24 protein-coding genes, 1 tRNA gene and 1 pseudogene are annotated in these 25,019 nt (G+C 39.5%); 9 read left to right on the top strand and 17 right to left on the bottom strand.

All coding sequences use genetic code 11. From position 1 onward, the window contains the following. Positions 1-192: 192 nt before the first annotated feature. From MTCD1_RS11920 to MTCD1_RS11905, 4 genes are all read right to left on the bottom strand, one after another. Complete coding sequence (locus MTCD1_RS11920; RefSeq protein ID WP_057181069.1) at positions 193-1,212, bottom strand: aldose epimerase family protein; 1,020 nt, start codon at positions 1,210-1,212, stop codon at positions 193-195. 264 nt (positions 1,213-1,476) lie between these two features. Beyond that, positions 1,477-3,051, bottom strand: a complete 1,575-nt coding sequence (locus MTCD1_RS11915; RefSeq protein WP_057181070.1) for a sodium/sugar symporter — start codon at positions 3,049-3,051, stop codon at positions 1,477-1,479. Positions 3,052-3,154: 103 nt separating this feature from the next. Then, the gene (gene galK / locus MTCD1_RS11910) at positions 3,155-4,312 is read right to left on the bottom strand and encodes a galactokinase (protein WP_197410275.1); all 1,158 of its coding nucleotides are present in this window, start codon (positions 4,310-4,312) and stop codon (positions 3,155-3,157) included. Further along, positions 4,309-5,355, bottom strand: coding sequence for a UDP-glucose--hexose-1-phosphate uridylyltransferase (locus MTCD1_RS11905; protein ID WP_057181071.1), 1,047 nt, complete (start codon positions 5,353-5,355; stop codon positions 4,309-4,311). The genes galK and MTCD1_RS11905 overlap by 4 nt, the downstream gene beginning before the upstream one ends. A 164-nt stretch (positions 5,356-5,519) precedes the next feature. On the opposite strand from MTCD1_RS11905, the gene MTCD1_RS11900 reads away from it, so the two are divergent. Further along, entirely contained in the window at positions 5,520-6,527 is a 1,008-nt protein-coding gene (locus tag MTCD1_RS11900; RefSeq protein WP_057181072.1) for a LacI family DNA-binding transcriptional regulator, read from the top strand. A gap of 484 nt (positions 6,528-7,011) precedes the next feature. Here MTCD1_RS11900 and MTCD1_RS11895 read toward each other — a convergent pair. After that, positions 7,012-7,102 (bottom strand) — tRNA-Ser (locus tag MTCD1_RS11895). A gap of 185 nt (positions 7,103-7,287) precedes the next feature. Here MTCD1_RS11895 and MTCD1_RS11890 point away from each other — a divergent pair. From MTCD1_RS11890 to MTCD1_RS11865, 6 genes and pseudogenes are all read left to right on the top strand, one after another. Beyond that, positions 7,288-7,904 (top strand): annotated as a pseudogene (locus tag MTCD1_RS11890) (DNA-3-methyladenine glycosylase I). A gap of 262 nt (positions 7,905-8,166) precedes the next feature. After that, on the top strand, positions 8,167-8,835 hold the full coding sequence (locus MTCD1_RS11885) for a Bax inhibitor-1/YccA family protein (RefSeq protein WP_057181073.1): 669 nt from the start codon (positions 8,167-8,169) through the stop codon (positions 8,833-8,835). A gap of 102 nt (positions 8,836-8,937) precedes the next feature. Continuing rightward, on the top strand, positions 8,938-9,306 hold the full coding sequence (gene tusD / locus MTCD1_RS11880; RefSeq protein WP_057181074.1) for a sulfurtransferase complex subunit TusD: 369 nt from the start codon (positions 8,938-8,940) through the stop codon (positions 9,304-9,306). Then, positions 9,306-9,701, top strand: coding sequence for a sulfurtransferase complex subunit TusC (gene tusC, locus MTCD1_RS11875; protein ID WP_057181075.1), 396 nt, complete (start codon positions 9,306-9,308; stop codon positions 9,699-9,701). Before tusD ends, tusC begins: the two co-directional genes overlap by 1 nt. Positions 9,702-9,739: 38 nt before the next feature. Then, complete coding sequence (gene tusB, locus MTCD1_RS11870) at positions 9,740-10,033, top strand: sulfurtransferase complex subunit TusB (RefSeq protein WP_057181076.1); 294 nt, start codon at positions 9,740-9,742, stop codon at positions 10,031-10,033. Further along, entirely contained in the window at positions 10,024-10,362 is a 339-nt protein-coding gene (locus MTCD1_RS11865) for a TusE/DsrC/DsvC family sulfur relay protein (protein WP_057181077.1), read from the top strand. The genes tusB and MTCD1_RS11865 overlap by 10 nt, the downstream gene beginning before the upstream one ends. A gap of 55 nt (positions 10,363-10,417) precedes the next feature. Here MTCD1_RS11865 and MTCD1_RS11860 read toward each other — a convergent pair whose 3' ends face one another. Further along, the gene (locus MTCD1_RS11860) at positions 10,418-10,615 is read right to left on the bottom strand and encodes a hypothetical protein (protein WP_057181078.1); all 198 of its coding nucleotides are present in this window, start codon (positions 10,613-10,615) and stop codon (positions 10,418-10,420) included. Between the two features lie 442 nt (positions 10,616-11,057). Further along, a complete protein-coding gene (locus MTCD1_RS11855; RefSeq protein ID WP_057181079.1) occupies positions 11,058-12,509 on the bottom strand; it encodes a glyceraldehyde-3-phosphate dehydrogenase in 1,452 nt (483 codons plus the stop codon). A 107-nt stretch (positions 12,510-12,616) separates the two neighbouring features. Between MTCD1_RS11855 and MTCD1_RS11850 the strand changes: the two genes are divergently transcribed. Then, complete coding sequence (locus tag MTCD1_RS11850) at positions 12,617-13,501, top strand: DUF2989 domain-containing protein (RefSeq protein WP_231733031.1); 885 nt, start codon at positions 12,617-12,619, stop codon at positions 13,499-13,501. A gap of 70 nt (positions 13,502-13,571) precedes the next feature. On the opposite strand, the gene msrB is transcribed toward MTCD1_RS11850, so the two are convergent. Together msrB and gnd are read right to left on the bottom strand one after the other, a co-directional pair. Next, positions 13,572-13,949, bottom strand: coding sequence for a peptide-methionine (R)-S-oxide reductase MsrB (gene msrB / locus MTCD1_RS11845; RefSeq protein WP_057181081.1), 378 nt, complete (start codon positions 13,947-13,949; stop codon positions 13,572-13,574). Between the two features lie 11 nt (positions 13,950-13,960). Beyond that, positions 13,961-15,493 carry an NADP-dependent phosphogluconate dehydrogenase gene (gene gnd, locus MTCD1_RS11840; RefSeq protein WP_057181082.1) on the bottom strand — a complete coding sequence of 511 codons (1,533 nt, stop codon included), beginning with the start codon at positions 15,491-15,493 and terminating at the stop codon, positions 13,961-13,963. A 254-nt stretch (positions 15,494-15,747) separates the two neighbouring features. Here gnd and gap point away from each other — a divergent pair, with 254 nt between their 5' ends. Continuing rightward, positions 15,748-16,752: a type I glyceraldehyde-3-phosphate dehydrogenase gene (gene gap, locus MTCD1_RS11835; protein WP_057181083.1), complete on the top strand. Its 1,005-nt coding sequence runs from the start codon at positions 15,748-15,750 to the stop codon at positions 16,750-16,752. 120 nt (positions 16,753-16,872) lie between these two features. On the opposite strand, the gene pyrF is transcribed toward gap, so the two are convergent. The 8 genes from pyrF to serC all read right to left on the bottom strand — a co-directional run bounded on the left by pyrF (position 16,873) and on the right by serC (position 24,927). Further along, entirely contained in the window at positions 16,873-17,568 is a 696-nt protein-coding gene (pyrF, locus tag MTCD1_RS11830) for an orotidine-5'-phosphate decarboxylase (protein ID WP_057181084.1), read from the bottom strand. A gap of 208 nt (positions 17,569-17,776) precedes the next feature. Beyond that, the gene (gene lapB / locus MTCD1_RS11825) at positions 17,777-18,946 is read right to left on the bottom strand and encodes a lipopolysaccharide assembly protein LapB (RefSeq protein WP_057181085.1); all 1,170 of its coding nucleotides are present in this window, start codon (positions 18,944-18,946) and stop codon (positions 17,777-17,779) included. A 61-nt stretch (positions 18,947-19,007) separates the two neighbouring features. Continuing rightward, positions 19,008-19,253 carry a lipopolysaccharide assembly protein LapA domain-containing protein gene (locus MTCD1_RS11820; RefSeq protein WP_231733032.1) on the bottom strand — a complete coding sequence of 82 codons (246 nt, stop codon included), beginning with the start codon at positions 19,251-19,253 and terminating at the stop codon, positions 19,008-19,010. 86 nt (positions 19,254-19,339) lie between these two features. Then, positions 19,340-19,627: an integration host factor subunit beta gene (gene ihfB, locus MTCD1_RS11815; RefSeq protein WP_057181087.1), complete on the bottom strand. Its 288-nt coding sequence runs from the start codon at positions 19,625-19,627 to the stop codon at positions 19,340-19,342. 179 nt (positions 19,628-19,806) lie between these two features. Next, on the bottom strand, positions 19,807-21,468 hold the full coding sequence (rpsA, locus tag MTCD1_RS11810; protein WP_057181336.1) for a 30S ribosomal protein S1: 1,662 nt from the start codon (positions 21,466-21,468) through the stop codon (positions 19,807-19,809). A 151-nt stretch (positions 21,469-21,619) separates the two neighbouring features. After that, on the bottom strand, positions 21,620-22,300 hold the full coding sequence (gene cmk, locus MTCD1_RS11805) for a (d)CMP kinase (RefSeq protein WP_057181088.1): 681 nt from the start codon (positions 22,298-22,300) through the stop codon (positions 21,620-21,622). A gap of 102 nt (positions 22,301-22,402) precedes the next feature. Further along, complete coding sequence (gene aroA, locus MTCD1_RS11800; protein ID WP_057181089.1) at positions 22,403-23,758, bottom strand: 3-phosphoshikimate 1-carboxyvinyltransferase; 1,356 nt, start codon at positions 23,756-23,758, stop codon at positions 22,403-22,405. A gap of 80 nt (positions 23,759-23,838) precedes the next feature. Next, positions 23,839-24,927: a 3-phosphoserine/phosphohydroxythreonine transaminase gene (gene serC, locus MTCD1_RS11795; protein ID WP_057181090.1), complete on the bottom strand. Its 1,089-nt coding sequence runs from the start codon at positions 24,925-24,927 to the stop codon at positions 23,839-23,841. Between the last annotated feature and the right edge of the window lie 92 nt (positions 24,928-25,019).

The following is a 25,019-nucleotide window of genomic DNA, read 5'->3' as shown; positions in this document are numbered from 1 at the left end:
CTACGTCGTGGCTGCTGCACTACCAACCCTCGTCGGTTTTCAAGACCAGCCCTAAATCATAATAATCCATTAGCTAACTGATTAATTCCGAATAAAAAACTCAGCTACAGGCCAATAAGAGCAAATTAAGGGTTAATAATATTGGTAAAACTATTAATAGATTTTATCTTTGTCTGTCAAATAACAGCTCAGCTAATTTATCGACTCAAATTTATAAATAATTTTCCGCTGATATTGTTGCTTTGGCATCAATATATTACTGGGGAAATGTTTATGATTGTCCGCATCGGTATAGTTTTGCGCTTCTAAACATAAACCTTGGTACGAGCTAAATTTGCCAGTTAAGTAAAAGCCCGTATAAAGCTGTATCGTTGCTTGGTCGGTATAAACAGACACACTTATTTGATTTTTTAATGAAGTAAGAATTGCTTTAGGCTGTTCAAACGGCGTGTTATCCAAAATAAAACAGTGATCATAACCGTTTTTTGTTTTAAGGGATTCATCTTCAGTATGCTGTTGTCGATGGCCAATAGCTGCAGGCTCTCTAAAGTTATAATCTGTCTCTGCTACCGAGATAATATTACCCGTAGGTATATTGGCTGAATCAGTTTCAAGTAATGCCGATGACATCATTTGTAAATAGAGTGATTGGCAATCTTTTTCACCCAAATTGAAATAAGCATGGTTAGTCAAATTTATTGGCGTAGCTGAATCAGTATTGGCCGAGTACGCTATAGTCAGTTTATTGTCAGCACTTAACTGATAAGTAACAGACAACTCAAGTTTTCCTGGAAAACCTTGATCGCCATTAGGGGAAATAAGCAATAATGTCACCGCAGAAGCAGTGACTGTTTCTTTATCTACTTGCCAATAACGCACGGAAAAATTATCGGGTCCGCCGTGTAAACAGTTGTCACCATCATTTAAGGCTAACTGAACTTGACGACCAGCAAGCTCAAACTTACCACCGGCAATACGATTACAGACTCGACCACAAGTTGCCCCTAAATAAAACTCATCGGTTAAGTAATCGCTAGCCGAGGCATAGCCCAATATCATTTCCGTGGCTTTAGCGTTAACGGGAAACTTAATTGACTTAATTCGGGCACCAAAATTCATAATTTCAACTGACATGCCAAAGTCATTGGTCAATGTTACTGTTGCCAATTCGGTTTCCACTTTTGTTATCACTTCTCTTGCCATGGGGAGCATTAAGCTACAGTCCCTTTAAAGTTGTTTGACTGCCAACGCCAGATATCCATCATCATGTTCTGAACTTTTATAGCCTTCGCCCAAAATACAGCAAGATCTCCTGCTGTTCTAGGCGACACTTAAAATTGGATGGCTGAAACACCGTAAATTCACTATGACGATTTAACCAAGCTACAGCCGGAACACTGCATTTGGCTAAATCCATCACCTGTTAATAACCACGTTATCCGCTACCATCAGTGGTAGCATAAGAGCTTTTCACGCTTACCACCAAGTGGCGTATAAAGCGGTAAGAATAAGTACCACACCTACTGCGGCGACATTAAAAGACTTAGTGGTAGCAAAACTCACTTGTGATAAATCAACACTGCTATCTTCCGTTGGCGGTTTACCTGCCATAGAAACAAAGTAACAAAGCGCTAAACACAGTAAGAACACTAAGCCAACACGATCCATAAACGGTAGTTCAGGCCAAGCAAACTTAAGTATTAATGAAAATACTGCCGAGCCTAAGGCGGCCGATAAAGCGCCCATTGAGGTAGCTCTTTTCCAGAACATGCCCAAAACAAATATCACTACTATGCCAGGGGTAAAGAAACCCGTAAATTCTTGGATGTATTGGAACGCTTGGTCAAATTCACCCAATAATGGCTGAGCGACGATTAAGGCGATACACAATGAGACTAACGCGGCAATACGGCCGATATGCACATAATGACGTTGGCTTTCATTAGGTTTAAATTGGCTATAAATATCCATGGTAAAGATGGTAGAAATACTGTTAGTCATTGATGCCAGCGATGACACTATCGCAGCGACTAAGGCGGCAAAGACTAAACCTTTAATACCGACAGGCAACATTGCCATCATCGATGGATAAGCTTGGTCTGGTGTGGTTAAGGTAGGATAAAGTACAACCGCGGCAATGCCGGGCAAAACCACAACAATCGGCATCAGCAATTTAAGATAGGCCGCAAAAGCAATGCCTTTTTGCGCTTCTTTCAGGTCTTTAGCGGCCAAGGCGCGCTGAATAATATACTGGTTAAAGCCCCAATAACTAAAATTCATCACCCACATGCCGCCAATTAACACCGAGATGCCCGGCAGGCTCATATAATGTTCATTTTCTGGGCTTAAGATCATATCAAAATGCTCTGGCATTTGCTCGGTCAGTATGCCAAAACCAACTAAGACCCCTTGACCATCAGCAACCGCATCTAAGGCCAAGTAACTTAGTAACAGGCCGCCCAAGACTAATAACACCACTTGTAAGATGTCGGTAAAAGCCACCGCTTTCAAACCACCATATAAAGAATAAGCAACCGAGAATACCGCTAAAAATATCATGCCGAACATCCAATCGACGCCCGCCACGGTTTCAATAGCCATGCCGCCTAACCATAACACCGCCGTTAAGTTAACAAAGGTGTAGACCGCCAGCCAAAAAATGGCCATGGTCGTTTTTACCTTGTTATCAAAGCGTTGTTCAAGATATTGCGGCATGGTAAATATTTCATTTTTCAGGAAAATAGGCAGCATATATTTACCGACTAACACCAAGGTAATAGCAGCCATCCACTCGTAGGAAGCAATCGCTAAACCGATGGCGTAACCCGAGCCTGACATGCCGATAATTTGTTCAGCGGAAATATTGGCAGCGATTAAAGAAGCGCCGATAGCCCACCAAGGCAAGGATTTACTGGCTAAAAAATAATCTTCGGTATTCGCTCCCTCGGCCTTCTCATTGCGAGAAATCCATAACGCTAGGCACAACAGTCCTATGACATAGACAATAAAGATGGTGCTATCTATCGTGCCCAATTTGTTGGTAAATTCCATATATCTCCCCTTTTACTTTTAATTGTAATTATTTGTTTTTATTAATTTTTATTATATTTTATTTTTATAAAATGTTAGCTTTATTCAATTCTAACTTTAGCAATTATCTAAATGCACCTTGTGTCGCCGTACAGTAATATATACTCGGCTTTAAACCAAATTCCTTCTCATAGTTGTTGTTGACAACCTGCTTTACCTGTTCGACCAAAGCCGTTGGCACTAAAGCGACCACACAGCCACCAAAACCACCGCCGGTCATGCGCACGCCGCCTTTTGAGCCTAAGACACCATCAATCATGTCAACTAAGCCATCCATTTCCTTGGTAGTGACTTCAAAATCATCACGCAAAGAAATATGAGACGCTCTCATCGCGACACTGATTGTTGCCATATCATTATTTTTAAGCGCCTTGAAAGTAGCAAGCGCTCGAGAATTTTCACTGATCACATGACGGGCGCGCTTGAACAATACCGGCTCAAGTTGCTCTTTGGCTGAATTAAGTTGCTCTATGGTGACCTCCCGTAGGGCAGAAACACCAAAGTACTTGGCAACTTGTTCACATTGCTGACGCCTTAAGTTATAGGCACTGTCTACCAAGCCACGTTTTACCTTGGAATTTACGATAAACAGCGTTAAATCATCTGGAATAGGCGCATTTTCAAACGATAAATCTTTGCAATCAAGTAACATGGCATGCCCTTGCTGTCCCAGGGCTGAGATAAGTTGATCCATAATGCCGCAGTTACAACCAACAAAATTATTCTCCGCTTGTTGGCCAATAAGCGCGGCATTAACACCATTTAAATCTAATTGATAAAGCTGGCTAAAGGCTTTTAAGATAGCAATCTCAAAACTGGCAGAAGAGCTTAAACCAGCACCTTGTGGTACATTTCCGGTAACCACTAAGTTTGCGCCATTAATTTCAGGGTACTTTTTCATTAATGCTTGTAATGTACCTCTAACATAATTACTCCACATCATCTGTTGATCAAACACTATCTCAGTCAAATTAAATTCATTAGTTTGTTGTTCACAATCATGAGCATAAACTTTAATGACCTTATCTTCGCGAGCTGATGCAGCAATGGTAGTGCCGTAATTAATAGCGGCGGGCAGAACAAAACCATCATTGTAATCGGTATGATCGCCAATTAAATTGACTCGGCCAGGGGCATGACAAACAAGCTCAGCTGAGCGTTGAAATTGCTGTTGAAATAATTGTAGGGCAAGTTCTTGTAGTTCAATATTCACTTGAGTCATTCACTTGCCGCCTTATAATGAATATTTGGCAAATCACGCAATTTTTGGGCTGCTTGCTCTGCCGTAATATCTCGTTGCGCTTCAGCCATCATTTCATAACCGACCATAAATTTACGCACCGTGGCCGACCTTAATAGTGGCGGGAAGAAACTGGCATGTAGAGTCCATTCATCATGTTGTTGGCCATCAAAAGGCGCACCGTGCCAACCCATAGAATAAGGAAATGAACAATTGAATAAATTGTCATACTTGATGGTGATTTTTTTAAGAATATCAGCCAGAGATAACTTTTGCGCGGCATTTAGCTCAGTTATACGTGCCACGGAAAAGCGTGGTAGTAGTAAAGTTTCAAACGGCCATGCGGCCCAATAAGGTACTACCACTAGCCAATCATCATTTTTCACCACAATACGTTCTTTATTTTCGACTTCTCTGTTTACATAGTCTTGCAATAAATTGCTGCCATGTTGCTCAAAGTAGGCCAACTGTGCCTTGTGCTTTTTCATCACCAAGGTCGGTAGTTGCTGTTGCGCCCAAATTTGTCCATGGGGATGTGGGTTAGAGCAACCCATAATACTGCCTTTATTTTCAAAGATCTGCACGCTGGTATAGCTTTGCCCTAATTCTTGACATTGACTTTGCCAAGTATCAACAATATGAGAAATTTCCGCTATTGATAACTCCGGCAAGGTTTTACTATGATCCGGTGAAAAACAGATAACACGACTTTCGCCCTGCTCTGTCGCCATTTTAAAAAGTGGATCATCACTACTCACGATTGGAGTGTCTTTTTTTATCGCGGCAAAATCATTAGTAAAAACAAAGGTATATTTATAGTCATCGTTAACTTCACCATTGATGCGAGTATTACCCGGACATAAAAAGCATTCTTGGTCATAGGCAGGCTTTTGCTGTTCATCAAGCTTTTCTATCTGCCCTTGCCAAGGCCGCTTTGCTCGGTGAGGAGAAACCAACACCCATTCATCAATAAGTGGGTTATATCTTCTGTGCGGGTGTTCCGTTGGGTCAAATTCTACCGTCATAATATTTTTCAAAGTCCATAAGTGAAAACTTTAACCCAAGGGTAAACGTTTACCCTTTTATCTGCAAGGTAAAATTTCATTAAGGATAATATTGATGATAGGCCATTAATTAGTGTATATTTACTGAGTATTTAACTAAATCCAACAATGTAAACATTTACCCTATGGCAACAATAAAAGACGTAGCTCGCAGCGCTGGTGTTTCAGTGGCATCCGTTTCACGCGTATTAAACAAGGGTCCAAAAGTCAGTCAAAAGACTATTGAAAATGTATTAAAGGTGGTGAAAGAGTTAAACTACAGCCCTAATGCTAATGCTAGAGCCTTAGTCACACAAAAAAGTACCACGATAGGTGTGGTTATTCCTGAGCTAGTCGACCCGTTTTTTGCCTCATTAGCTCATGGTGTTGAACAAGTAGCCCGCAAAAAAAACATGCAATTATTATTAAGTACCGGACTAGTTAGTGCAGCAACAGAAATGCAGGCCATCAATTTACTGATTGAAAGGCGCTGTGAGGTCATGGTGGTGCATAGCAAAAAATTATCGGATGAAACCTTAATTGAGTTAGCCAATAACGTCCCTGGCTTAGTACTGATTGATCGCTATATTGAAGCAATAGCTCACCGTTGTGTTTGGTTAGATAATCTAGAAGGTGGTAAAATCGCCGCTCGGCATTTATTAGCTTTAAATCATCAAAGCTTTGCCTGCATATCCAGTAAACATCAAATAGACGACCCACTACTGCGTCTACAAGGCTTTCAAAGCGAATTACAATCGGCTGGTGCCGATATTGAAGAAAGCCTGATTGAATATGGCGAGCCGACCCTGCAAGGTGGGGAAATGGCCACGCAAAAGCTACTCGCCTCTGGCAAGCATTTTTCTGCCTTGTTTGTTTATAACGATGCCATGGCAATAGGGGCAATTTCGACCTTAGAAGATAATGGTTTTAAAGTGCCATCTGATATTTCAGTACTCGGTTTTGATGATGTGTTACTGTCAAGGTATTCTAGACCAAAATTGAGTACCCTCAATTACCCCATTGAAGAAATGGCCATGCAAGCCGCCAATATCGGGCTTGAGCTAACTGCCAAGCGACCTACAAACACTAGTGACGTAAACTGCAAGCATATACCAAGATTGGTCAAACGAGAATCGACAAGTTTTAAACAGTAGCGGTGAATCCAGATTTAAACTCTATGTCGTGGGTGCTGCGCTACAAACCCTTTGCCTACTTTTAAACACTTTAAATGCAAAAAACCCGTTAACCTTTCGATTAACGGGTTTTTCTAAATGTGGCGGTCAGATTGAAATTTGAACTCTACGTCGTGGGTGCTGCGCTACAAACCCTTTGCTACTTTTAAACATTGTAAAAGCAAAAAGCCCGTTAATCTTTCGATTAACGGGCTTTTCTAAATGTGGCGGTGAGATAGAAATTTGAACTCTATGTCGTAGGTGCTGCGCTACAAACCCTTTGCTACTTTTAAACATTGTAAAAGCAAAAAACCCGTTAACCTTTCGATTAACGGGTTTTTCTAAATGTGGCAGTGAGATTGAAATTTAAACTCTACGTCGTAGGTGCTGCGCTACAAACCCTTGTTTTTTTTAACGTCATAATGCAAAAAACCGCAACTCGTTAAAGTTGCGGTTTCTTAGAATGTGGCGGTGAGATAGAGATTTGAACTCTAGGAGGGCTACAAACCCTCGCCGGTTTTCAAGACCGGTGCTTTCGACCACTCAGCCATCTCACCTGAAGTTAACAAATAAGCTGATAAAACAATGCTTGCTTGAGAACGAGGCGAATATTAAAGTCTCTCCAATGGCTTGTAAAGCACTATTTTAGTATTTATGCTTGTTTTAAGTTTGTTTGCTAAAAAAACAACCAGCTTGCTTTTTTTTCCAGCAATTTAATTAACATCAAAGAAGGAATGTCCCAATGACAGCTGAAAATACCTGCCGTTGCCCTTGGTTAGACACAACGAAGCTAGACTATGTTAAATACCATGATGAAGAATGGGGGGTTCCTGTTCTTGATGATGATAAGATGTTTGAATACCTTGTACTTGAATCAGCTCAGGCGGGTTTAAGTTGGTATACCATATTAAAGCGACGTGATGGCTACAGAAAAGCCTTTGCAAACTTTGATGTTAATAAAGTCGCTTTATTTACTTTGGCGGATGAACAACGTCTAGTGCTCGATGCCAGTATTATTCGTCACCAGGGAAAATTGCCGCCACCGTTAATAACGCTAAATGTTTTATTGCCATACAAAAGGAATTTGGTAGTTTTATTAACTACATTTGGGCATTTGTCGATAACAAGGTACAAGTCAGTAATTTACAGCAATTGAGTGATTATCCGGCCACCTCCCCTATTTCGGATAATTTAAGTAAGGATTTAAAAAAGCGGGGCTTCAAATTTGTCGGTTCAACCACTCTATATGCTCATTTACAAGCCTCAGGTTTGATTAACGATCACAGTAATGACTGTAAAAGAAAACAAGAGATTATCGACAGTTATAAAACTTTAGGACTAAACTGGCAACAGTGTTAACTAACGCCCTTTTGTTTAGCACCTTAAGCAATGCATAGGTAAAAGGGTTATCCTTTGTTACAAAAAAAAACAACTTATTGCCACTGTTAAACAAAGCAAAGCATAGTATTTTAAAAATCACCATGCCATAATATGTCATAAGGCAGCAAGTTAGCGTAAGTCGGTTATACAGTTATATAAATAATAAAAACTTGAACTTATCTAAAATGACCTTATCTTAGCTTATAACAAGTAAATAGAATTAAATTCTTAAGGAAGTTTTATGCAATCTAATATGAGTTTTCAAACGGCGAGTCAAAGTACGGCGCTAGAAATTAATAAAGTATTGAAAAATACTTATATGTTGTTATCAATGACACTAGGGTTCAGTGCCGTAACAGCAGGCATTTCCATGGCGATGAACCTACCATCCGGTGCTGCGCTTGTTATGACGTTAGTGGCTTTTGGTTTAATGTTTGTTGTTAACAAAAAAGCAGATTCTGCCAGTGGTATTTATTGGATTTTTGCGTTCACCGGTTTAATGGGTGCTTCTTTAGGGCCAATGTTAAGTTCTTACGCGGCAATGCCGGGTGGCGGCGCGTTAATCATGCAAGCACTTGGTGGTACAGCATTAATATTTTTTGCGCTTTCAGGTTATGCACTAACCAGTAAAAAAGACTTCTCATTTATGGGCGGCTTCTTAATGGTCGGTATGGTTGTGGCATTGGTGGCAATGGTTGCTAATTTCTTCTTTCAAATTCCAGCGCTTTCTTTAGCGATTAGTGCAGCAATCATTATGATTATGTCAGGCTTAATCTTATATGATACTAGCCGTATTATTAATGGTGGTGAGCGTAACTACATTCGTGCCACTATTTCTTTATACTTAAGCATCTATAACATTTTTGTCCACTTACTTATGTTATTAGGCGTATTAAACAACGATGATTAGTTAATACTAAAAATTTAGCTGAAAAAGCTTTATAATCATTTATAATAAAAGCCTCGCAATTGCGGGGCTTTTTTTTGATTTATTTTTTATGATGGATGTGTTGTGAAAACTCTTGCTGTAGTAATAACTACTCCCCCCTATAGCCACCTAACGATTACCGCGTTAACGTATGTCGAGGCGGCATTAGTCGCTGGCATCAACGTTATTGGCGTGTTCTTTTACCAAGATGGCGTAATGCATGCGAATGAAAATATTAGCATTGCTAGTGATGAATACCAGGCTATTGAACACTGGCAACGACTGCAAAAACAGTATCAATTACCACTACATATTTGCATTACTGCAGCAGAAAAACGTGGTATAGCTTGTGATGCCATAGATAATGACAAAATAAATAAAGCCTTTACCGTCTCAGGTTTAGGTGAATTAGTTGAGTTAACAACAAAAGCATCGCGCTTGGTACAATTTTAATGACCTCAATAGAGCAAAACTCCTCTGCATCGCCACAAGAAAGTGTTCTGGCAATCATTAACAGTAAAGCGCCTTTTAGTAGTAGCCATGGTAAAGATGCCCTTGATGTTGCGTTAATTTTTGCTGCATTTGAACAAAAGGTTTCGTTATTCTTTCAAGGTGATGGTGTTTATCAACTGATGGATAAGCAAGACGGCAGCTTGCTTGGCATTAAAGATTATTTAAAAACGTTTTCGGCTTTTGAGTTCTATGATATTGAAGACATATACGTTTGCCAGCCGTCATTAGCCAGTCGTCAACTCGATGAAGATTTTCATATTGATGATGTACAAGTATTATCGAGTATTGAATTTGGTTTAGCGCTTAACCGCCACCAACATGTACTGAGGTTTTAAGGCTTTATATTTAAGAGCTTTTATTTAAGGAAACGAACATGAGTACTTTACATTTAATACGACAATCCGCTTTTGCTAGCAATGACTTTGCCCAATGTTTAAGTGTGCTAGACCATCGAGACTCCGTAGTATTGATGGATGATGGCTGTTATAACCTTAAACACTCGTTGATGGATAGCTTAATCAAACGAGTAGGCTCGGTTAATATCAATATTATCGCCAGTCATGCACAGGCAAGAGCCATTGAAATCATAACAGCGGTCAACACCATTGAAATTAGCGATGTTGTTGAATTAACCTTTACCCATAATAAAGTGATCACATGGCAATAGCATTAATTTTTCAAGACAAAATTATTCCAACAGATAAACACGGATATTTACTTGATCATCAGTTGTGGCAAAAAGAATTAGCCTTGGTTATGGCAAATCATGATAATTTTGAGCTAACGGATGCCCATTGGGAAGTGATTAACTTTGTCAGAGAGTTTTATCTCACCTATAACACCTCTCCTGCTATTAGGGCACTCACCAAAGCGATGAAAGCAGAGTTTGGTGCAGAAAAGGCTAGCAGTCGTTATTTGTATAAGTTATTTCCTGAGGGACCCGCTAAACAAGCAACAAAATATGCAGGATTACCTAAACCTGCTCGTTGTATTTAAGCGACACCTAGTTTGACAAATACCCTTGGTAAGTCAGGGCCATAAGATAAAGGCTTTACACCTTAATATTGACTTGAAAACCACTATTGCCCATAGGCGCGGGCACATTATTTATATTGGCTGATTGAATAAGCTGTAATACCATTTGTCCCTCTAATTCTTGCTGGCTTTTAGCTACTGCTGCAGTGAGAAATTCAGCACCAAAGTTAGATTGCGCAGCAACAGAATTATTTTGACCTAAGCTGATAGACATAAATCCCCCTTGTGTATTAATTAGCAATAAACATTTATCGGCCGACCGCTGAAAAACATAAGTATTATACCAATTTGATTAAATTTCTTCCCAACTCAGAGTTATGCTCGATGTTCAATAACAAGGTAAATTCGTTTCGGTTTAGTCACTCTAAATCAAATGAATTTAACGAAGTTAGTGGTCATCGAGTAAGCTCCCGAGGGCGAGTTTAAAAGGCTTACACACAGCGTTATTGATTTGGAGAAGGGAGTAACCATTCTCTTCAATCAATGCCTTGTCTCTAAGCCTTTTAATTCTCGCTGAGTGGGAAAGAACTTAATCAATTTGGTATTAAGTGAGTTGTTATTACCAGCCACTAAAAAATAACGACTACTAAAACAAAAAAGCGCATATTATTATATAATATGCGCTTTTTTTATTCACTTATGTTTATTAAGTGAATTTATTTATGCGGTAAGCTAGGTACCGTAATTCCTGACATTTCAAGCATAACTTGCAATACTTGACAGCTATAACCAAACTCATTGTCATACCAAATGTATAATACCGCACGATCACCCTCAACAATTGTTGCTTGTGAATCAACAACACCCGCATAACGTGAGCCAACTAAATCGCTAGAAACGATTTCGGTCGAAGCGGTATAATCAATTTGGTTTTGTAAAGGCGAGTTCAATGAAATATTACGTAAGTAATCATTTAACGCTGCTTTATCCGTTGATTTTTTCAGGTTCAAGTTCAAGATAGCCATGGAAACATTTGGCGTTGGCACTCGAATTGCGTTACCCGTTAATAAACCTTTCAGCTCAGGTAATGCTTTAGCCACCGCTTTAGCTGCACCCGTAGTGCTGATAACCATATTTAAAGGCGCACTGCGACCACGACGTGGTGCTGGATGGTAATTATCAATCAAGTTTTGATCGTTGGTATATGAGTGGATAGTTTCCACATGGCCATTGCGAATACCGTATTCATCATTAATCGCTTTTAATACCGGGGTAATCGCATTCGTTGTACAACTAGCAGCAGAAATAATTTTATCTGAAGCTAATATCATATCGTGGTTAACACCATAAACGATGTTTTTAATATCACCTTTAGCCGGTGCTGTTAGTAATACTTTACCAACACCTTTAGATTTAAGATGTTGCCCTAAACCTTCTTCATCCGTCCAGATACCGGTATTATCAACAACTAAGGCGTTATTAATACCATATGCAGTGTAATCGATTTCAGCCGGTGAATTGGCATAAATCACTTTGATAAAGGCACCGTTGGCTTTAATGACATTATTTTCTTTATCAATAGTAATGCTGCCATTAAAAGCACCATGAACGGAATCACGACGGAGTAAACTCGCACGTTTTTCTAGATCATCGGCGCCTTTACTGGGACGTAAAACGATAGCACGAAGGTTTAGTGTCGCATTTGGTCCGGCACGCTCAATTAATAAACGCGCTAACAAGCGACCAATTCGACCAAAACCATAAAGCACTACGTCTTGGCTTTTTTGACCGGTGTTTTCACGACTTTCTACTGATAACTCTTTCTCTAAGTATTGTTCAATCGATAGGTCATTGGCTTTACCAAGGTATAAATAACTATAGGCTAGTTTACCGACATCAATGCGAGCAGGTGCTAGTTCCATTTTGCTAATGGCTTCAACAAAAGGGAAACTTTCACGTAAACGTAATTTGCTTGCTTCATGTAGAGCAACAGACTTATGTGCTTTAATAATATCAATAGGAGACGCATTTAATAACTGGCGACCGTACACTGAAATTTCAATGCCTTTATTACGATACAACTGTCCAATAAGGGGTTGCATATTTTCTGCGAACGTTTGACGCTCTTGCCAGCTTGCTTGATATTTTTCCTCAAGATGAGAAGTCATTACTTAAACCTTTTATTTCAGTCAATTAAACAATAGGCTATTATCATAGTGTTCTAGAATCGATAATAGCTAGTTGGGTTATACTCACGGGCGTATTGTAATTCAGTATGAATTATTTCTCTACCGGTTACAAAAATCTTTTTGGTGTTTTTATGATTGCTTTTCGAAAAATAATACAGTTACGATTTCCCTCGGTTAGCAAATGCTGGCCCCTCATTTTAGTGCTAACTCTTAATGCCTGTGACAGCAGTGTTACCTTGATGCAATTGTGTAAGGAAAATGAAGATATATGTAATGATTTTGGCCAAGATAGCTGGTGTAAAACCCAACGAAACCAAGTCATTTTTGCACGAATTAATGTCAAAGATAAAAACCTTGATGTTGATAAATACAGCTTACTTGTTGCTTATGAGGGGTATATTAAATGTATGTCACTGGCTTCTCAAATCCAACACATCAAATTAAAAGAAAAAACCACGCTAAGAAAAGATAATTTAATAAAAGCTCAAGCGAATTTATCATTACTAACCGAACAAAGTGCTCAGGCTAAGCACCCACACCTGCTTTATTATCACTGGTCCCGGGAAGGAAATACCTTGGCCCTAGCCGAGTTTTTAAAACTAGAAGGCACACCGATACTTGAAAACTCAACGGCACAACTGCATTTAGCCACCTATTATATAAAACGAGACCGCAATAAAACCTTGGGCTTGTTATACCGTGCCCTTGAACTTCATCAACCTGGCACTGAACTGCCTGCTGAAATATTACAGACCCTAGCCACGATATTCACGCAGAAGAAGCAATATAAGCAAGCATATATATGGTTACGGATATACCAGTTATTACAAGATAAGCCCGACCAGAGGATAGAAGCTAACCTTAAGAACTATCAACAAGCTAAAAGCCTAGATGCAAAGTTTCTTGATAAAGTCGCGCGCACTACCTTTGCTAAAATTACCGCGGGACAATTTACTAGCCCAAGTTATTAATCTGGGTAAGTACCTGGTTAAGGGGGCAGCGATAGTGCTATATACGACTAAGCAACATTGCTGTTACCGCTTATGTAGGCTGAAAGTTTAAGCTAAGTGAGTTAACGCAATAACGTTTACCCGTAGGTTTCGGGCCATCGTCAAAGACATGCCCAAGATGAGATAAACAGTTTTGGCACTGAATCTCTACCCGTTGCATGCCATTTGAGCTATCCGTTTTATATAGCACTTGTTTTTCAATACTGGCAAAGAAGCTAGGCCAGCCACAGCCGGTATCAAACTTACTTTCACTGGTAAATAAAGCTTGCTCACAGCAGGCACAATGATATGTGCCCTGCTGCCAGTGATCATTATAAATACCACTAAAGGGCTGTTCAGTAGCCGCTAACCGACATACTTTATAAGCATCATCGGTGAGTTTATTTTTATAATCATCATTATTTGTCATAATTTGAACCCTTAGCTATCAACAACGACAGTTTCTCTGTCCTTGGTTGACCACTGCACATGATATTTTTTACCCGGCGTTTTATCAATTCGCTCAAAAGTATGAGCACCAAAAAAATCTCGCTGAGCTTGCAACAAATTAGCGGGTAATGTTTCACATCGCATTGAATCATAATAAGCAAGTGAAGACGACAAGGCCCCTATAGGTACACCCTGCATAGTTGCAAAACATATCGCTTTGCGCCAGTTTAATTGTCGCTCATTTAGTTGCTTAATAAAGAAATCATCTAGCATTAAATTATCTAAATGCTCATTTTGCTGATAAGCATTGGTTATCGACTGCAAGAATGCGGCTCGAATGATGCAACCCGCACGCCAAATTTTAGCAATACTGGCAAAATCTAAGGTCCAACCATGCTCTTTGCCGGCAAGTTTCATTAACTGGAAACCTTGGGCATAAGCACAAATTTTAGCGCAGTACATGGCATCATGTAATTGCTCAATAATTTCTTGCTGCTCTGCTGCAGGTAAAGCTGTCTGTTGTGGGCCAGTGAGCAATGCTGATGCCTGAGTTCGTAGCTCTTTAAATGATGAAATAGAGCGAGCATAAACCGCTTGAGCTATGGTAGGTGCTGGACAACCCAATTCTAAGCTACTCATTGCCGTCCAAAGCCCAGTGCCTTTTTGCCCCGCTTTATCTAGAATCAACTCAACCAAGGGAGTATTAGTATCCTTGGTTTTATGGCGTAATACTTCGACCGATATTTCCAATAAATAACTGTCTAATGGACCCTTATTCCACTGGGAAAATATATCAGCAATTTCATCGCACGTTAAACGTAACGCCGATTTTAATACGTGATAGGCTTCACAAATTATTTGCATATCCGCATATTCAATACCGTTGTGCACCATTTTAACGTAATGGCCTGCTCCCGCTGGACCAATATAAGTAGTACAAGGCTCACCATCAGTGATAACTTGCCCAGGTTGAGTACGCTCGATAGGTTTACCCGTTTTCTTATCAACTTTAGCGGCAATAGCTTCCCAAATTGGTTTAACACGAGCCCAAGCATAAGGAGAGCCACTTGGCATTAATGATGGACCAAAACGTGCGCCAACTTCGCCCCCGGATACTGCCGAAGAAAACAACAAGAAATTACTCTTGTACTTTTTTTCTCTAGCAACGGTATCAAGCCATAAGCTGTTACCGGTATCAATAATGATATCGTCTGGCTGAATACCCGCACCAATAAGGTTTTCACAGATTTGGTCAACCGGATCCCCCGCAGGAACACTTAAGACAATAAGGTGAGGAGCTTTAAGTTGCGACAATAATTCAGTATAAGAGGAGCAGCCATACACACGTGGAGTGCCGGTAGTGTTCTCAATTTCATCTTGAGCAATAAGGGCTTGAACCTTTTCATCACTTAAATCAAATGCTGCAATATTGTAGCCATTATCTGCTAAATTAAGCACCAGATTTTTACCCATAACACCTAGGCCAATAAAGCCAATGTCACACAAAAATTTATCTTGTGTCATAAATATTTTTCCTCTGCCAAATAAGGTCGGGAGTCTTGGCTCGCAACTATTCTTCAAAATTTTGCGCATTCTATCATGCTATTTCTAAAGTATTGTACAAAATACGCAATTAATTAAGCTGTAAATACAAAGTTTTGTAATTAAAACAAAACAACAGGCTAAATATGAAATATTAAGTCAAAAAAGCTATGTTTAGCTTGTAATAATCTCAAAATGGTGTAATTTTACTACATAATGAAGTTAAGAGGTTCTCCATGAAAATTAAAGTTGGTATTAATGGTTTTGGCCGTATTGGCCGTTTTGTATTTAGAGCAGCCGCAGTACGTGATGACATTGAAATTGTTGGTATCAACGATTTGATGGATATCGAATACATGGCCTATATGTTGAAATATGATTCAACTCATGGCCGTTTTCAGGGCACTGTTGATGTAATTGACGGGCAGTTAGTGGTAAATGATAAAGTAATTCGTGTCACCGCTGAGCGTAACCCTGAAGATTTAAAATGGAATGAAATTGATGTAGATGTTGTGGTTGAATCTACTGGTTTATTCCTAACCGATGAAACAGCGCGCAAACACATTACTGCCGGTGCCAAGCAAGTGGTCTTAAGTGCACCGTCAAAAGATGATACCCCTATGTTTGTTTGTGGTGTTAACTTAGACACCTATGACGGGCAAGATATTGTTTCAAATGCCTCTTGTACCACTAACTGTTTAGCGCCTATCGCTAAAGTATTGCATGATAATTGGGGCATCGAACATGGCCTGATGACCACAGTACATGCGACCACCGCGACGCAAAAAACAGTAGATAGCCCTTCAGCTAAAGATTGGCGCGGTGGTCGTGGTGCCAGTCAAAATATCATCCCGTCATCAACGGGTGCGGCAAAAGCGGTTGGTAAAGTTATTCCTGAGTTAAATGGTAAGTTAACCGGTATGGCATTTCGTGTACCAACCCCGAATGTATCGGTAGTTGATTTAACGGTAAACTTGAAAAAACCAGCCACTTACGCAGAAATTTGTCAAGCCATGAGCGCGGCTGCAGAAGGTGAGCTAAAAGGTATTTTAGATTACACTGAAGATGCTGTGGTCTCGAATGATTTTATCGGTGCAACCTGTACATCAATATTTGATGCGACAGCAGGTATTTCTTTAACCGATACCTTTGTTAAAGTTATTGCTTGGTACGATAATGAAATTGGTTATTCAAACAAGGTACTCGATTTAGTTGCCTTCATACACCAATACGAAAAATAAACGCCGGTGAAATAAACACTCTGGTATAAAAAAGCTAGGTCATTCATTGAGCTAGCTTTTTTTTGTCTTGTTTTTATAAAGTATTATAAAAAATATGCATTATTAATACAGAAAATAACGTTAGCTTATGGAAGCATTAATTTGTTGTAAGACAAGTTGTGGATCTTTTGCTTTAGTAATGGGGCGTCCGATCACCAAATAGTCGACACCCACATTCATTGCTTGCTCTGGCGTCATAATCCGCTGTTGATCATCTTGCGCCGAGCCTGCCGGTCTTATGCCAGGGGTTATCAATTTAAATTCTTTACCTAAATCCAATTTTAATTGCTCAGCTTCCCATGCAGAACAAACAACACCATGCAAACCACTTTGTTTGGCTAGATTCGCTAAAAAACTCACCTGCTCTGCCGGAGATTTAGTAATGCCTAAACCACGTAGGTCATCCTCGCTCATACTTGTTAATACGGTGACCGCTATTAATAACGGCGCATCTTTGCCGTAATGATCTAATGCCTGCTTAGCTTTAGTCATCATTTGGCTACCACCACTAGCATGAACATTCACCATCCAGACACCTAAATCAGCAGCTGCGGTAACCGCTTTTGCCACAGTATTAGGAATATCATGAAATTTTAAATCGAGAAATACATCAAAGCCCTTCCCTGTCAGTTGCTTGACAAACTCAGGACCAAAGTAGGTAAACATTTCTTTACCGACTTTTAAGCGAGCATCTGTGGGTTGAATCTTATCAACAAATGATAACGCAGCTTCTTTTTTATCAAAGTCTAGAGCGACTACTACTTTTGGATCGTTCATGATTTTTCCTTTGTGTTCTTTACTTAAGGCCTTCAATTAATTCCTGAAGGTCTAGTTTGTTGCTAACTTTTAATATTACTAACAGAAAATTAATAAACTGGATATTCAAAGCGAGTTTCTTCAATATTGAGAAAAAAGCACGGAGCTGACGAATGTCAGTGAGTACTTTTGACAATAATATAGTTGAAAGTAGCAACGAATATGCTGTTTATTCGCCTTCGAGCCCGCGGATCGGTTTCAATTGCTCCCACTCATGACATGATGGACATGACCAATAATGAATCTGGCTATTAAAGCCACAAGTACGGCAGCTATATCTGTGTTTAATTTTCAAATATTCACTGATCAATTCTTTAATTAAATCTAAGCCGGTATTGCTGACCGGCCCATCTGTCGATGTCATTTGCATATTGACGAAGTGTTCAAAGCCACGGATAGTCGGTCTACGCTTTAACGCTGACACAATAAATTCTAATGCTTTTTTCTTACCGTGTTTTTGCTCTACATAGCTAAGGTAGCAGATTAACGCCCCTGAGCTTGCCGTTTCATCATAAACCATTTTAATAAAGCTATAGAATTCTTCCAGAGCATCTAAGCGAGTATAACAAGCTAACATTTGGTCAATAACATCAGGAAAAAACTCATTATCTTGATGATAAATAGCTTGATAACACTTAGCCGCTAACTCACATTGCTGATGACTCTCATAAATTTTAGCCATCAGCCAATTTGCGCGACATGAATTGGGATCGAGTAACAGTGCTTGCTCTAGTAATTCAATCACTTCAATAAATTGATCTTGTTCAAAAGCTGTGGTCGCTAATTCACAATAAAAGTTAGCTAGGGTATGCAATAAGCGTTTATCTTTATATTTTACGATTAATTTTTTTCTGTCTATGCCATGCTGCCAATCTTTTGTTGATTGAAAGATTTTCAATAAATACGATAACGATTTTACCCCATAATCTTTCGACTTTAACAACTTGGTAAACATAGTTTCCGCACGATCATACAAACCTGCGCTTAAAAAATCTTTACCTAACTCAAAGACCGCTTGCTGTTTATCTTTAGTGGGGAGGTGATTTAACCTAACAAGATGCTCGTGAACTTTTAATGCACGGTCTAACTCACCACGTTTACGAAATAAATTGGCCATAGCAAAATGTGCTTCAACACTATCATCTTCAACCTTTAGCGCATCGAGCAATGAATCAATAGCTTTATCTTGCTGGTTCGATAGTAAGTAATTTAAGCCAGTAGAGTATTTTATCGATAGATCTTGTTTTGCTGTTTGTTGGTTTTGTTTGATGCTATTACGCCCCATAAACCAGCCATAAGCCATAGCAACGGGTAATAATAAAAAGAGTAATTCAATCATTTGATCTCTTGAGACAGGTGGTATAAAGAAAGAGAGAAGTCTAGTGTTAAGTCATATGACACTACACTTCCTGAGATTTATTTTTCGCGAATGCTTTTTTACTTTTTCGTACAATACGCCAAAGAATAGTAACTAATAAACCTAAGAAAAATCCTAGACCAGTAAATAAACTCACCGCGGCAGCCACAGTTAATTCTGTGCGCGCAATTAAATAGTTTAAGGTCAGTAATTGCTCGTTTTGGCTACCAAAAATAAATGCTACGGTAAGTAAAACTAAGATAAAAAAGAGTGTAGTATATAATCGCATTTTCATCGGCCTTGTTAAATTTTGCAAAAAAAAACGGCATGGTTAACATGCCGTTTATTATCTAATTTTTTAGTTAGCTTTGCAATTTATGCTACAGAAAGATTAACTCTTTCACGTAACTCTTTGCCTGGCTTAAAGTGAGGAACGTATTTCCCGCTTAACTCAACCGATTCACCGGTCTTTGGATTTCTTCCAACTCTAGGTGCGCGATAATGCAATGAAAAACTCCCAAAACCTCGAATTTCAATGCGCTCACCTTTTGATAAAGATTGTGCCATTAATTCTAAGATTTCTTTGATTGATTTTTCCACGTCTTTAGCGGATAAATGACTTAATTTATCGGATAATTTTTCAATAAGTTCTGACTTAGTCATGCTCGACCTCTCAGTATTTACCTAGCACCGCGCAACTTTACTTATCGTATAAAGTTGGCTCCGCCGATGGCGTTTAAAATAAGAAAAGAGTATCACCACAATAGTGATAAATACTCTTTTCACTTGCTGTAATAATTACAGCACCATTGCAAAGTAAAACTAATTCCGTTTAAGGAATATTAGTTTTTAGCGTTTTTAAACGCTGCAGCCATAGCACTTAAACCACTTTCTTCAACTTGGTTTAGGTTATCCATTGCTTCACGTTCGTCAGCTTGATCTTTTGCTTTGATAGATAAGCTAATAGTACGATTCTTACGATCCACACCCATAAACTTAGCTTCAACGTCGTCACCAACTTTAATTACTGTAGAGGCATCTTCGATACGGTCTACAGAAATGTCGCTAACACGTAGGTAACCAACAACACTTTCAGCTAACTCAATAGTTGCGCCTTTAGCATCAACTTCAATTACCTTACCAGTAACAATAGCACCTTTTTTCTTATCTGTCAGATACATATTGAACGGGTCGTCTTCAGCTTGTTTAACGCCTAACGAGATACGCTCACGTTCTGGGTCAACTTGTAAAACGATAGCGTCGATTTCATCACCTTTCTTATAATCACGAACGGCTTCTTCACCACCAGCCCATGAAATATCAGATAAGTGAACTAAACCATCAATGCCGCCGTCAAGACCGATGAAGATACCAAAGTCAGTGATTGACTTGATCTTACCTGAAACTTTATCACCTTTGTTGAAGTTTTTAGCAAACTCTTCCCAAGGGTTAGCAATACACTGTTTAAGACCTAGAGAAATACGACGACGTTCTTCGTCAATTTCTAATACTAGCACTTCAACTGTGTCACCTAAGCTAACAACTTTAGATGGGTGGATATTTTTGTTAGTCCAATCCATTTCAGAAACGTGAACTAAACCTTCAACGCCTTCTTGGATTTCAACAAAACAACCGTAGTCAGTTAAGTTAGTTACGCGACCAGAAAGTTTAGAACCTTCTGGGTAACGGTTAGCAATTGCTACCCATGGATCTTCGCCTAACTGCTTCATACCTAGAGATACACGAGTACGCTCACGGTCAAATTTCAATACTTTAACTTGAATTTCATCGCCAACATTTACGATTTCACTTGGGTGTTTAACACGTTTCCAAGCCATATCTGTGATATGTAATAAACCATCAATGCCGCCTAAATCAACGAATGCACCGTAGTCAGTAAGGTTCTTAACGATACCTTTAACTTCTTGGCCTTCCGCTAATGATTCAAGTAATTCATCACGTTCTGCACTGCCTTCAGCTTCAATAACAGCACGACGTGAAACAACTACGTTATTACGCTTTTGATCAAGCTTAATAACTTTGAATTCTAATTCTTTACCTTCAAGGTGAGCAGTGTCACGTACTGGACGAACATCTACTAATGAACCTGGTAAGAAAGCACGAATGTTGCTAACTTCAACAGTGAAACCACCTTTAACTTTACCGTTGATAACACCGATAACAGTTTCTTTTTCTTCGTATGCTTTTTCAAGCACTTGCCATGCTTCGTGACGTTTCGCTTTTTCACGAGAAAGAATCGTTTCACCGAAACCATCATCAGTTGCATCTAGGGCTACGTCAATTTCATCACCAACAACTACTTCAAGTTCACCAGCAGCGTTTTTAAATTGATCAATTGAGATAACACTCTCAGATTTAAGGCCAGCATCAACAATAACATTGTCTTTGTTAATGGCTACGATTGTACCCTTGATAATTGAACCAGGGCGTGTTTCGATTTCTTTTAAACTTTCTTCAAAAAGTTCTGCAAAATTTTCCATCATAACTTGTAATAACTCAGCTATTAATCCAGTCAACGTCAATGTTTCATGGGGTGGTTAAGTATGCCCAGTGCATCCATACAGTAGGCTTTCAAATAAAAGTTCTTTAATGCTAGCAGGTATTAATGATTAAGCTAACTTAAAGCTGGTTGTTTTACGTTAACTTGCCATTGGCAAACGACAGAATTTTATTGACCACTTCCGTAATGGAAATATCAGTAGAATCAATCATTAACGCACCCTCTGCTGGGATAAGCGGCGCCACCTTACGGTTTTGATCTCGCTCATCTCGTTGACGTATATCATCCAAAAGGCGGCCGATTTTAACATCAAAGCCCTTTTCTTTCAACTGATTAAAACGTCTTTGTGCGCGCTCTTCTGCACTGGCCGTTAGAAATATTTTAACTTCTGCTTGCGGGAAAACGACTGTGCCCATATCACGACCATCAGCAACCAGCCCTGGACTCACGCTAAAAGCACGTTGTCTGCGTAATAATGCTTCTCGAACACGAGGAAAGGCCGCCACTTGTGAAGCTAACTCACCGATTTCTTCGGTACGAATAATATCGGTAACATTCTCGCCTTCTAAAATAACGGTTCCTTCACCTTGATTATTAATTTCAAATTGCACATCTAAGTGGGCAGCCATAGGGATAAGCGGCTCTTCATCATCTAAGGAGAGTTGATGATGCTGAATTGCCACCGCTAAGACACGGTAAATAGCACCACTATCGAGCAGATGCCAACCCAATTGATCCGCTACTATCCGAGCAACGGTCCCCTTACCTGCACCACTTGGACCATCAATGGTAATAATGGGGAATTTTTCATTCATATAGTTTTCCTTTCTTTACGCCACAGTACGTTATTCATTTTAAAGCATTATAAACAATTTAACGCGACAACACTCTGTTGTTTTGTAACATTATCACCCAACTTACGCTTGAGTAATGGATAAACCTACTTCATTTGCTAAACTAACAAAATTAGGAAAAGAGGTGGCTACATTATCACAATCTAAAATAGTAATACTACCGGTTGCTCTTAATGAACTAATAGCAAATGACATGGCGATTCGGTGATCATCATGACTATGAATGGTACCTGAGCCGATTTCCCCACCGGTAATGTCAATACCATCGTCAAAAACAGTACACTCTATACCAAGTTCAACAAGGCCGTCAGCCATCGCCTGGATACGATCACTTTCTTTTACTCTTAACTCTTCTGCGCCGCGTAATCTCGTTGTACCATTAGCACAGGCTGCGGCAATAAATATTGCTGGAAATTCATCGATAGCGAGCGGCACATCACGTTCACTAATATCTATGCCCTGTAATTGCGATGCTTTAACAACAATATCAGCAACGGGCTCACCACCAGCCATGCGTTCATTGATAATGGTTAAATCACCTTGCATTGCTTTTAAAATATTTATAGCACCGATGCGGGTTGGGTTCATGCCTACATTACGAATCGTCAGTTGCCCTGACTTAGCAATTAAGCCAGCAACCATAAAAAAGGTAGCCGAAGAAATATCACCCGGTATTTGAATATCACAAGCGGTCAATTCATGGCCACCTTCAATAGAAATACGTGTTTTTTGTTCGTCTCCGTCGATATTTTTCTCAACAGTAACAGGGTAACCAAAAGCGGTTAACATACGTTCAGTATGATCACGAGTAATGCCAGGTTCAATCACGCTAGTAACACCTTCTGCATACATGCCAGCTAAAATAACGCAAGACTTCACCTGAGCGCTAGCCATAGGCAATATATAATCGATAGCTTTGAGCTTTTGATTTTCTGCAAGTCCCTGACAAACAACCGGTGGTGTGCCATCTTCACGTGCACTTATATTAGCAGCCATTAATTGTAATGGCTCAACGACACGTGCCATAGGTCTTTTATTTAACGATACATCACCGGCCATAGAAGAACTAAACTGCTGTCCAGCTAGGATGCCCGAAAGCAAACGAATAGAGGTACCTGAGTTGCCAATATCAAGCTGTTCTTTCGGCTGTGATAAACCATGTAAACCTTTACCGTGAACAGTCACATTATGATCGCTATCTGGCCCTTCAATTTCTATGCCCATCGCTTTAAAGCAATTCATAGTCGCTAAACAGTCTTGACCCGGTAAAAAGCCTTTAATATGGGTAGTACCATTGGCTAATGAACCAAACATGATTGAGCGATGAGAAACTGATTTATCGCCAGGTACTATAATATCACCTGAAACGCTATGACCAGGGCGAGTAGTAAAGGTTAACGCCTTTTTTGCTTGAGACATGGATATTCCAACTATTAATAATATTGTTCTAGAAAGTGTTAAAAATAATTTTTCTTTGTTTTATTGTTAAGTAAGAGCCACTAACTTTTATTTTCTTGCTCAAACTTTGCCATAAAGGCAACAAGGGCTTGCACACCTGCCAGTGGCATGGCGTTATAAATGCTTGCCCGCATACCGCCAACCATTCTATGGCCTTCTAGCGCCATTAAACCCGCAGCTTCAGATTCACTTAAAAACTTATCATTTAAGCTGTCATCTTTTAGCCAAAAAGGAATATTCATCTTGCTACGATACTGGCTTTCTATGTGATTAAGGTAGAAGTCACTTTTATCGATAGCTTGATACAATAGCTCAGCTTTAACTTTATTTACTTTAGCCATTGCCTTTACCCCACCTAACTCTTTGAGCCACTGAAAGACCAAACCGGCAAGATACCAAGCATACGTTGGCGGCGTGTTATACATAGAATTATGATCGGCAGATGTTTTATAATTCATAATACATGGCGTTGCTATTTGTGCATGACCAAGTAAATCTTCTCGAATAATAACAATGGTTAAACCAGATGGACCAATGTTTTTTTGTGCCCCTGCGTAAATTAAAGCAAACTTACTGACATCCACTTCATGGGATAAAATAGTTGATGACATATCAGCGACTAAAGGCACACCATGTGTTTCTGGAATAGTATTAATTTCAAGACCATTAACGGTTTCATTGGGACAGTAATGGACATAAGCGGCATCGGGGTTAAGTGGCCAGTCTGAACTGGCTAAAAGGCTCAAGCTGATATCATTGTCTTGGTTGATATTAATGGTATTAATGTCACCAAAGTTTTTGGCTTCAACCGCCGCCGCTTTTGACCAAGAGCCTGAGACAATGTAATCCGCAGACTTACCCTGAGGTAACAAGTTAAGTGGTACCGCAGAAAATTGTCCTCGTCCACCACCATGGCAAAACAATACTTGGTAATTATCAGGAATAGACATCAACTCACGCAAGTCTGCTTCTGCTTTTTTAGCCATAGCGATATAAATATCACTACGGTGACTGAGTTCCATCACAGAGCATCCTGTGTCTTGCCAATTAACAAATTCTTGCTGTGCTTTTGCCATTACCGCTGTCGGTAACATGGCCGGTCCAGCACAAAAATTAAAAACTTTAGACATTATCATTCCTAATCATGTTAACTATGCCCGTTAAAGTCACTTTAAACCCCATCGAAGAAGCGTTTGAGCAACATCACTTCATCGTTGCTGTA

Source organism: Colwellia marinimaniae (assembly GCF_002207865.1).
In the GTDB taxonomy this organism is placed as follows: domain Bacteria; phylum Pseudomonadota; class Gammaproteobacteria; order Enterobacterales; family Alteromonadaceae; genus Colwellia; species Colwellia marinimaniae.
This window is presented reverse-complemented; position numbering and strand designations above follow the sequence as displayed.

Coding starts and splice junctions, on each gene's coding strand:
- serC (WP_057181090.1), bottom strand. CDS start 24,927: ATGTCTAAAGTTTTTAATTTTTGTGCTGGACCGGCCATGTTACCGACA.
- MTCD1_RS11900 (WP_057181072.1), top strand. CDS start 5,520: ATGGCAACAATAAAAGACGTAGCTCGCAGCGCTGGTGTTTCAGTGGCA.
- MTCD1_RS11850 (WP_231733031.1), top strand. CDS start 12,617: ATGAATTATTTCTCTACCGGTTACAAAAATCTTTTTGGTGTTTTTATG.
- tusC (WP_057181075.1), top strand. CDS start 9,306: ATGACCTCAATAGAGCAAAACTCCTCTGCATCGCCACAAGAAAGTGTT.
- MTCD1_RS11915 (WP_057181070.1), bottom strand. CDS start 3,051: ATGGAATTTACCAACAAATTGGGCACGATAGATAGCACCATCTTTATT.
- MTCD1_RS11820 (WP_231733032.1), bottom strand. CDS start 19,253: ATGCGATTATATACTACACTCTTTTTTATCTTAGTTTTACTTACCGTA.
- msrB (WP_057181081.1), bottom strand. CDS start 13,949: ATGACAAATAATGATGATTATAAAAATAAACTCACCGATGATGCTTAT.
- MTCD1_RS11855 (WP_057181079.1), bottom strand. CDS start 12,509: ATGACTTCTCATCTTGAGGAAAAATATCAAGCAAGCTGGCAAGAGCGT.
- MTCD1_RS11920 (WP_057181069.1), bottom strand. CDS start 1,212: ATGCTCCCCATGGCAAGAGAAGTGATAACAAAAGTGGAAACCGAATTG.
- tusB (WP_057181076.1), top strand. CDS start 9,740: ATGAGTACTTTACATTTAATACGACAATCCGCTTTTGCTAGCAATGAC.
- gap (WP_057181083.1), top strand. CDS start 15,748: ATGAAAATTAAAGTTGGTATTAATGGTTTTGGCCGTATTGGCCGTTTT.
- MTCD1_RS11885 (WP_057181073.1), top strand. CDS start 8,167: ATGCAATCTAATATGAGTTTTCAAACGGCGAGTCAAAGTACGGCGCTA.
- lapB (WP_057181085.1), bottom strand. CDS start 18,946: ATGATTGAATTACTCTTTTTATTATTACCCGTTGCTATGGCTTATGGC.
- rpsA (WP_057181336.1), bottom strand. CDS start 21,468: ATGATGGAAAATTTTGCAGAACTTTTTGAAGAAAGTTTAAAAGAAATC.
- cmk (WP_057181088.1), bottom strand. CDS start 22,300: ATGAATGAAAAATTCCCCATTATTACCATTGATGGTCCAAGTGGTGCA.
- ihfB (WP_057181087.1), bottom strand. CDS start 19,627: ATGACTAAGTCAGAACTTATTGAAAAATTATCCGATAAATTAAGTCAT.
- galK (WP_197410275.1), bottom strand. CDS start 4,312: ATGACTCAAGTGAATATTGAACTACAAGAACTTGCCCTACAATTATTT.
- pyrF (WP_057181084.1), bottom strand. CDS start 17,568: ATGAACGATCCAAAAGTAGTAGTCGCTCTAGACTTTGATAAAAAAGAA.
- aroA (WP_057181089.1), bottom strand. CDS start 23,758: ATGTCTCAAGCAAAAAAGGCGTTAACCTTTACTACTCGCCCTGGTCAT.
- MTCD1_RS11905 (WP_057181071.1), bottom strand. CDS start 5,355: ATGACGGTAGAATTTGACCCAACGGAACACCCGCACAGAAGATATAAC.
- MTCD1_RS11865 (WP_057181077.1), top strand. CDS start 10,024: ATGGCAATAGCATTAATTTTTCAAGACAAAATTATTCCAACAGATAAA.
- gnd (WP_057181082.1), bottom strand. CDS start 15,493: ATGACACAAGATAAATTTTTGTGTGACATTGGCTTTATTGGCCTAGGT.
- MTCD1_RS11860 (WP_057181078.1), bottom strand. CDS start 10,615: ATGTCTATCAGCTTAGGTCAAAATAATTCTGTTGCTGCGCAATCTAAC.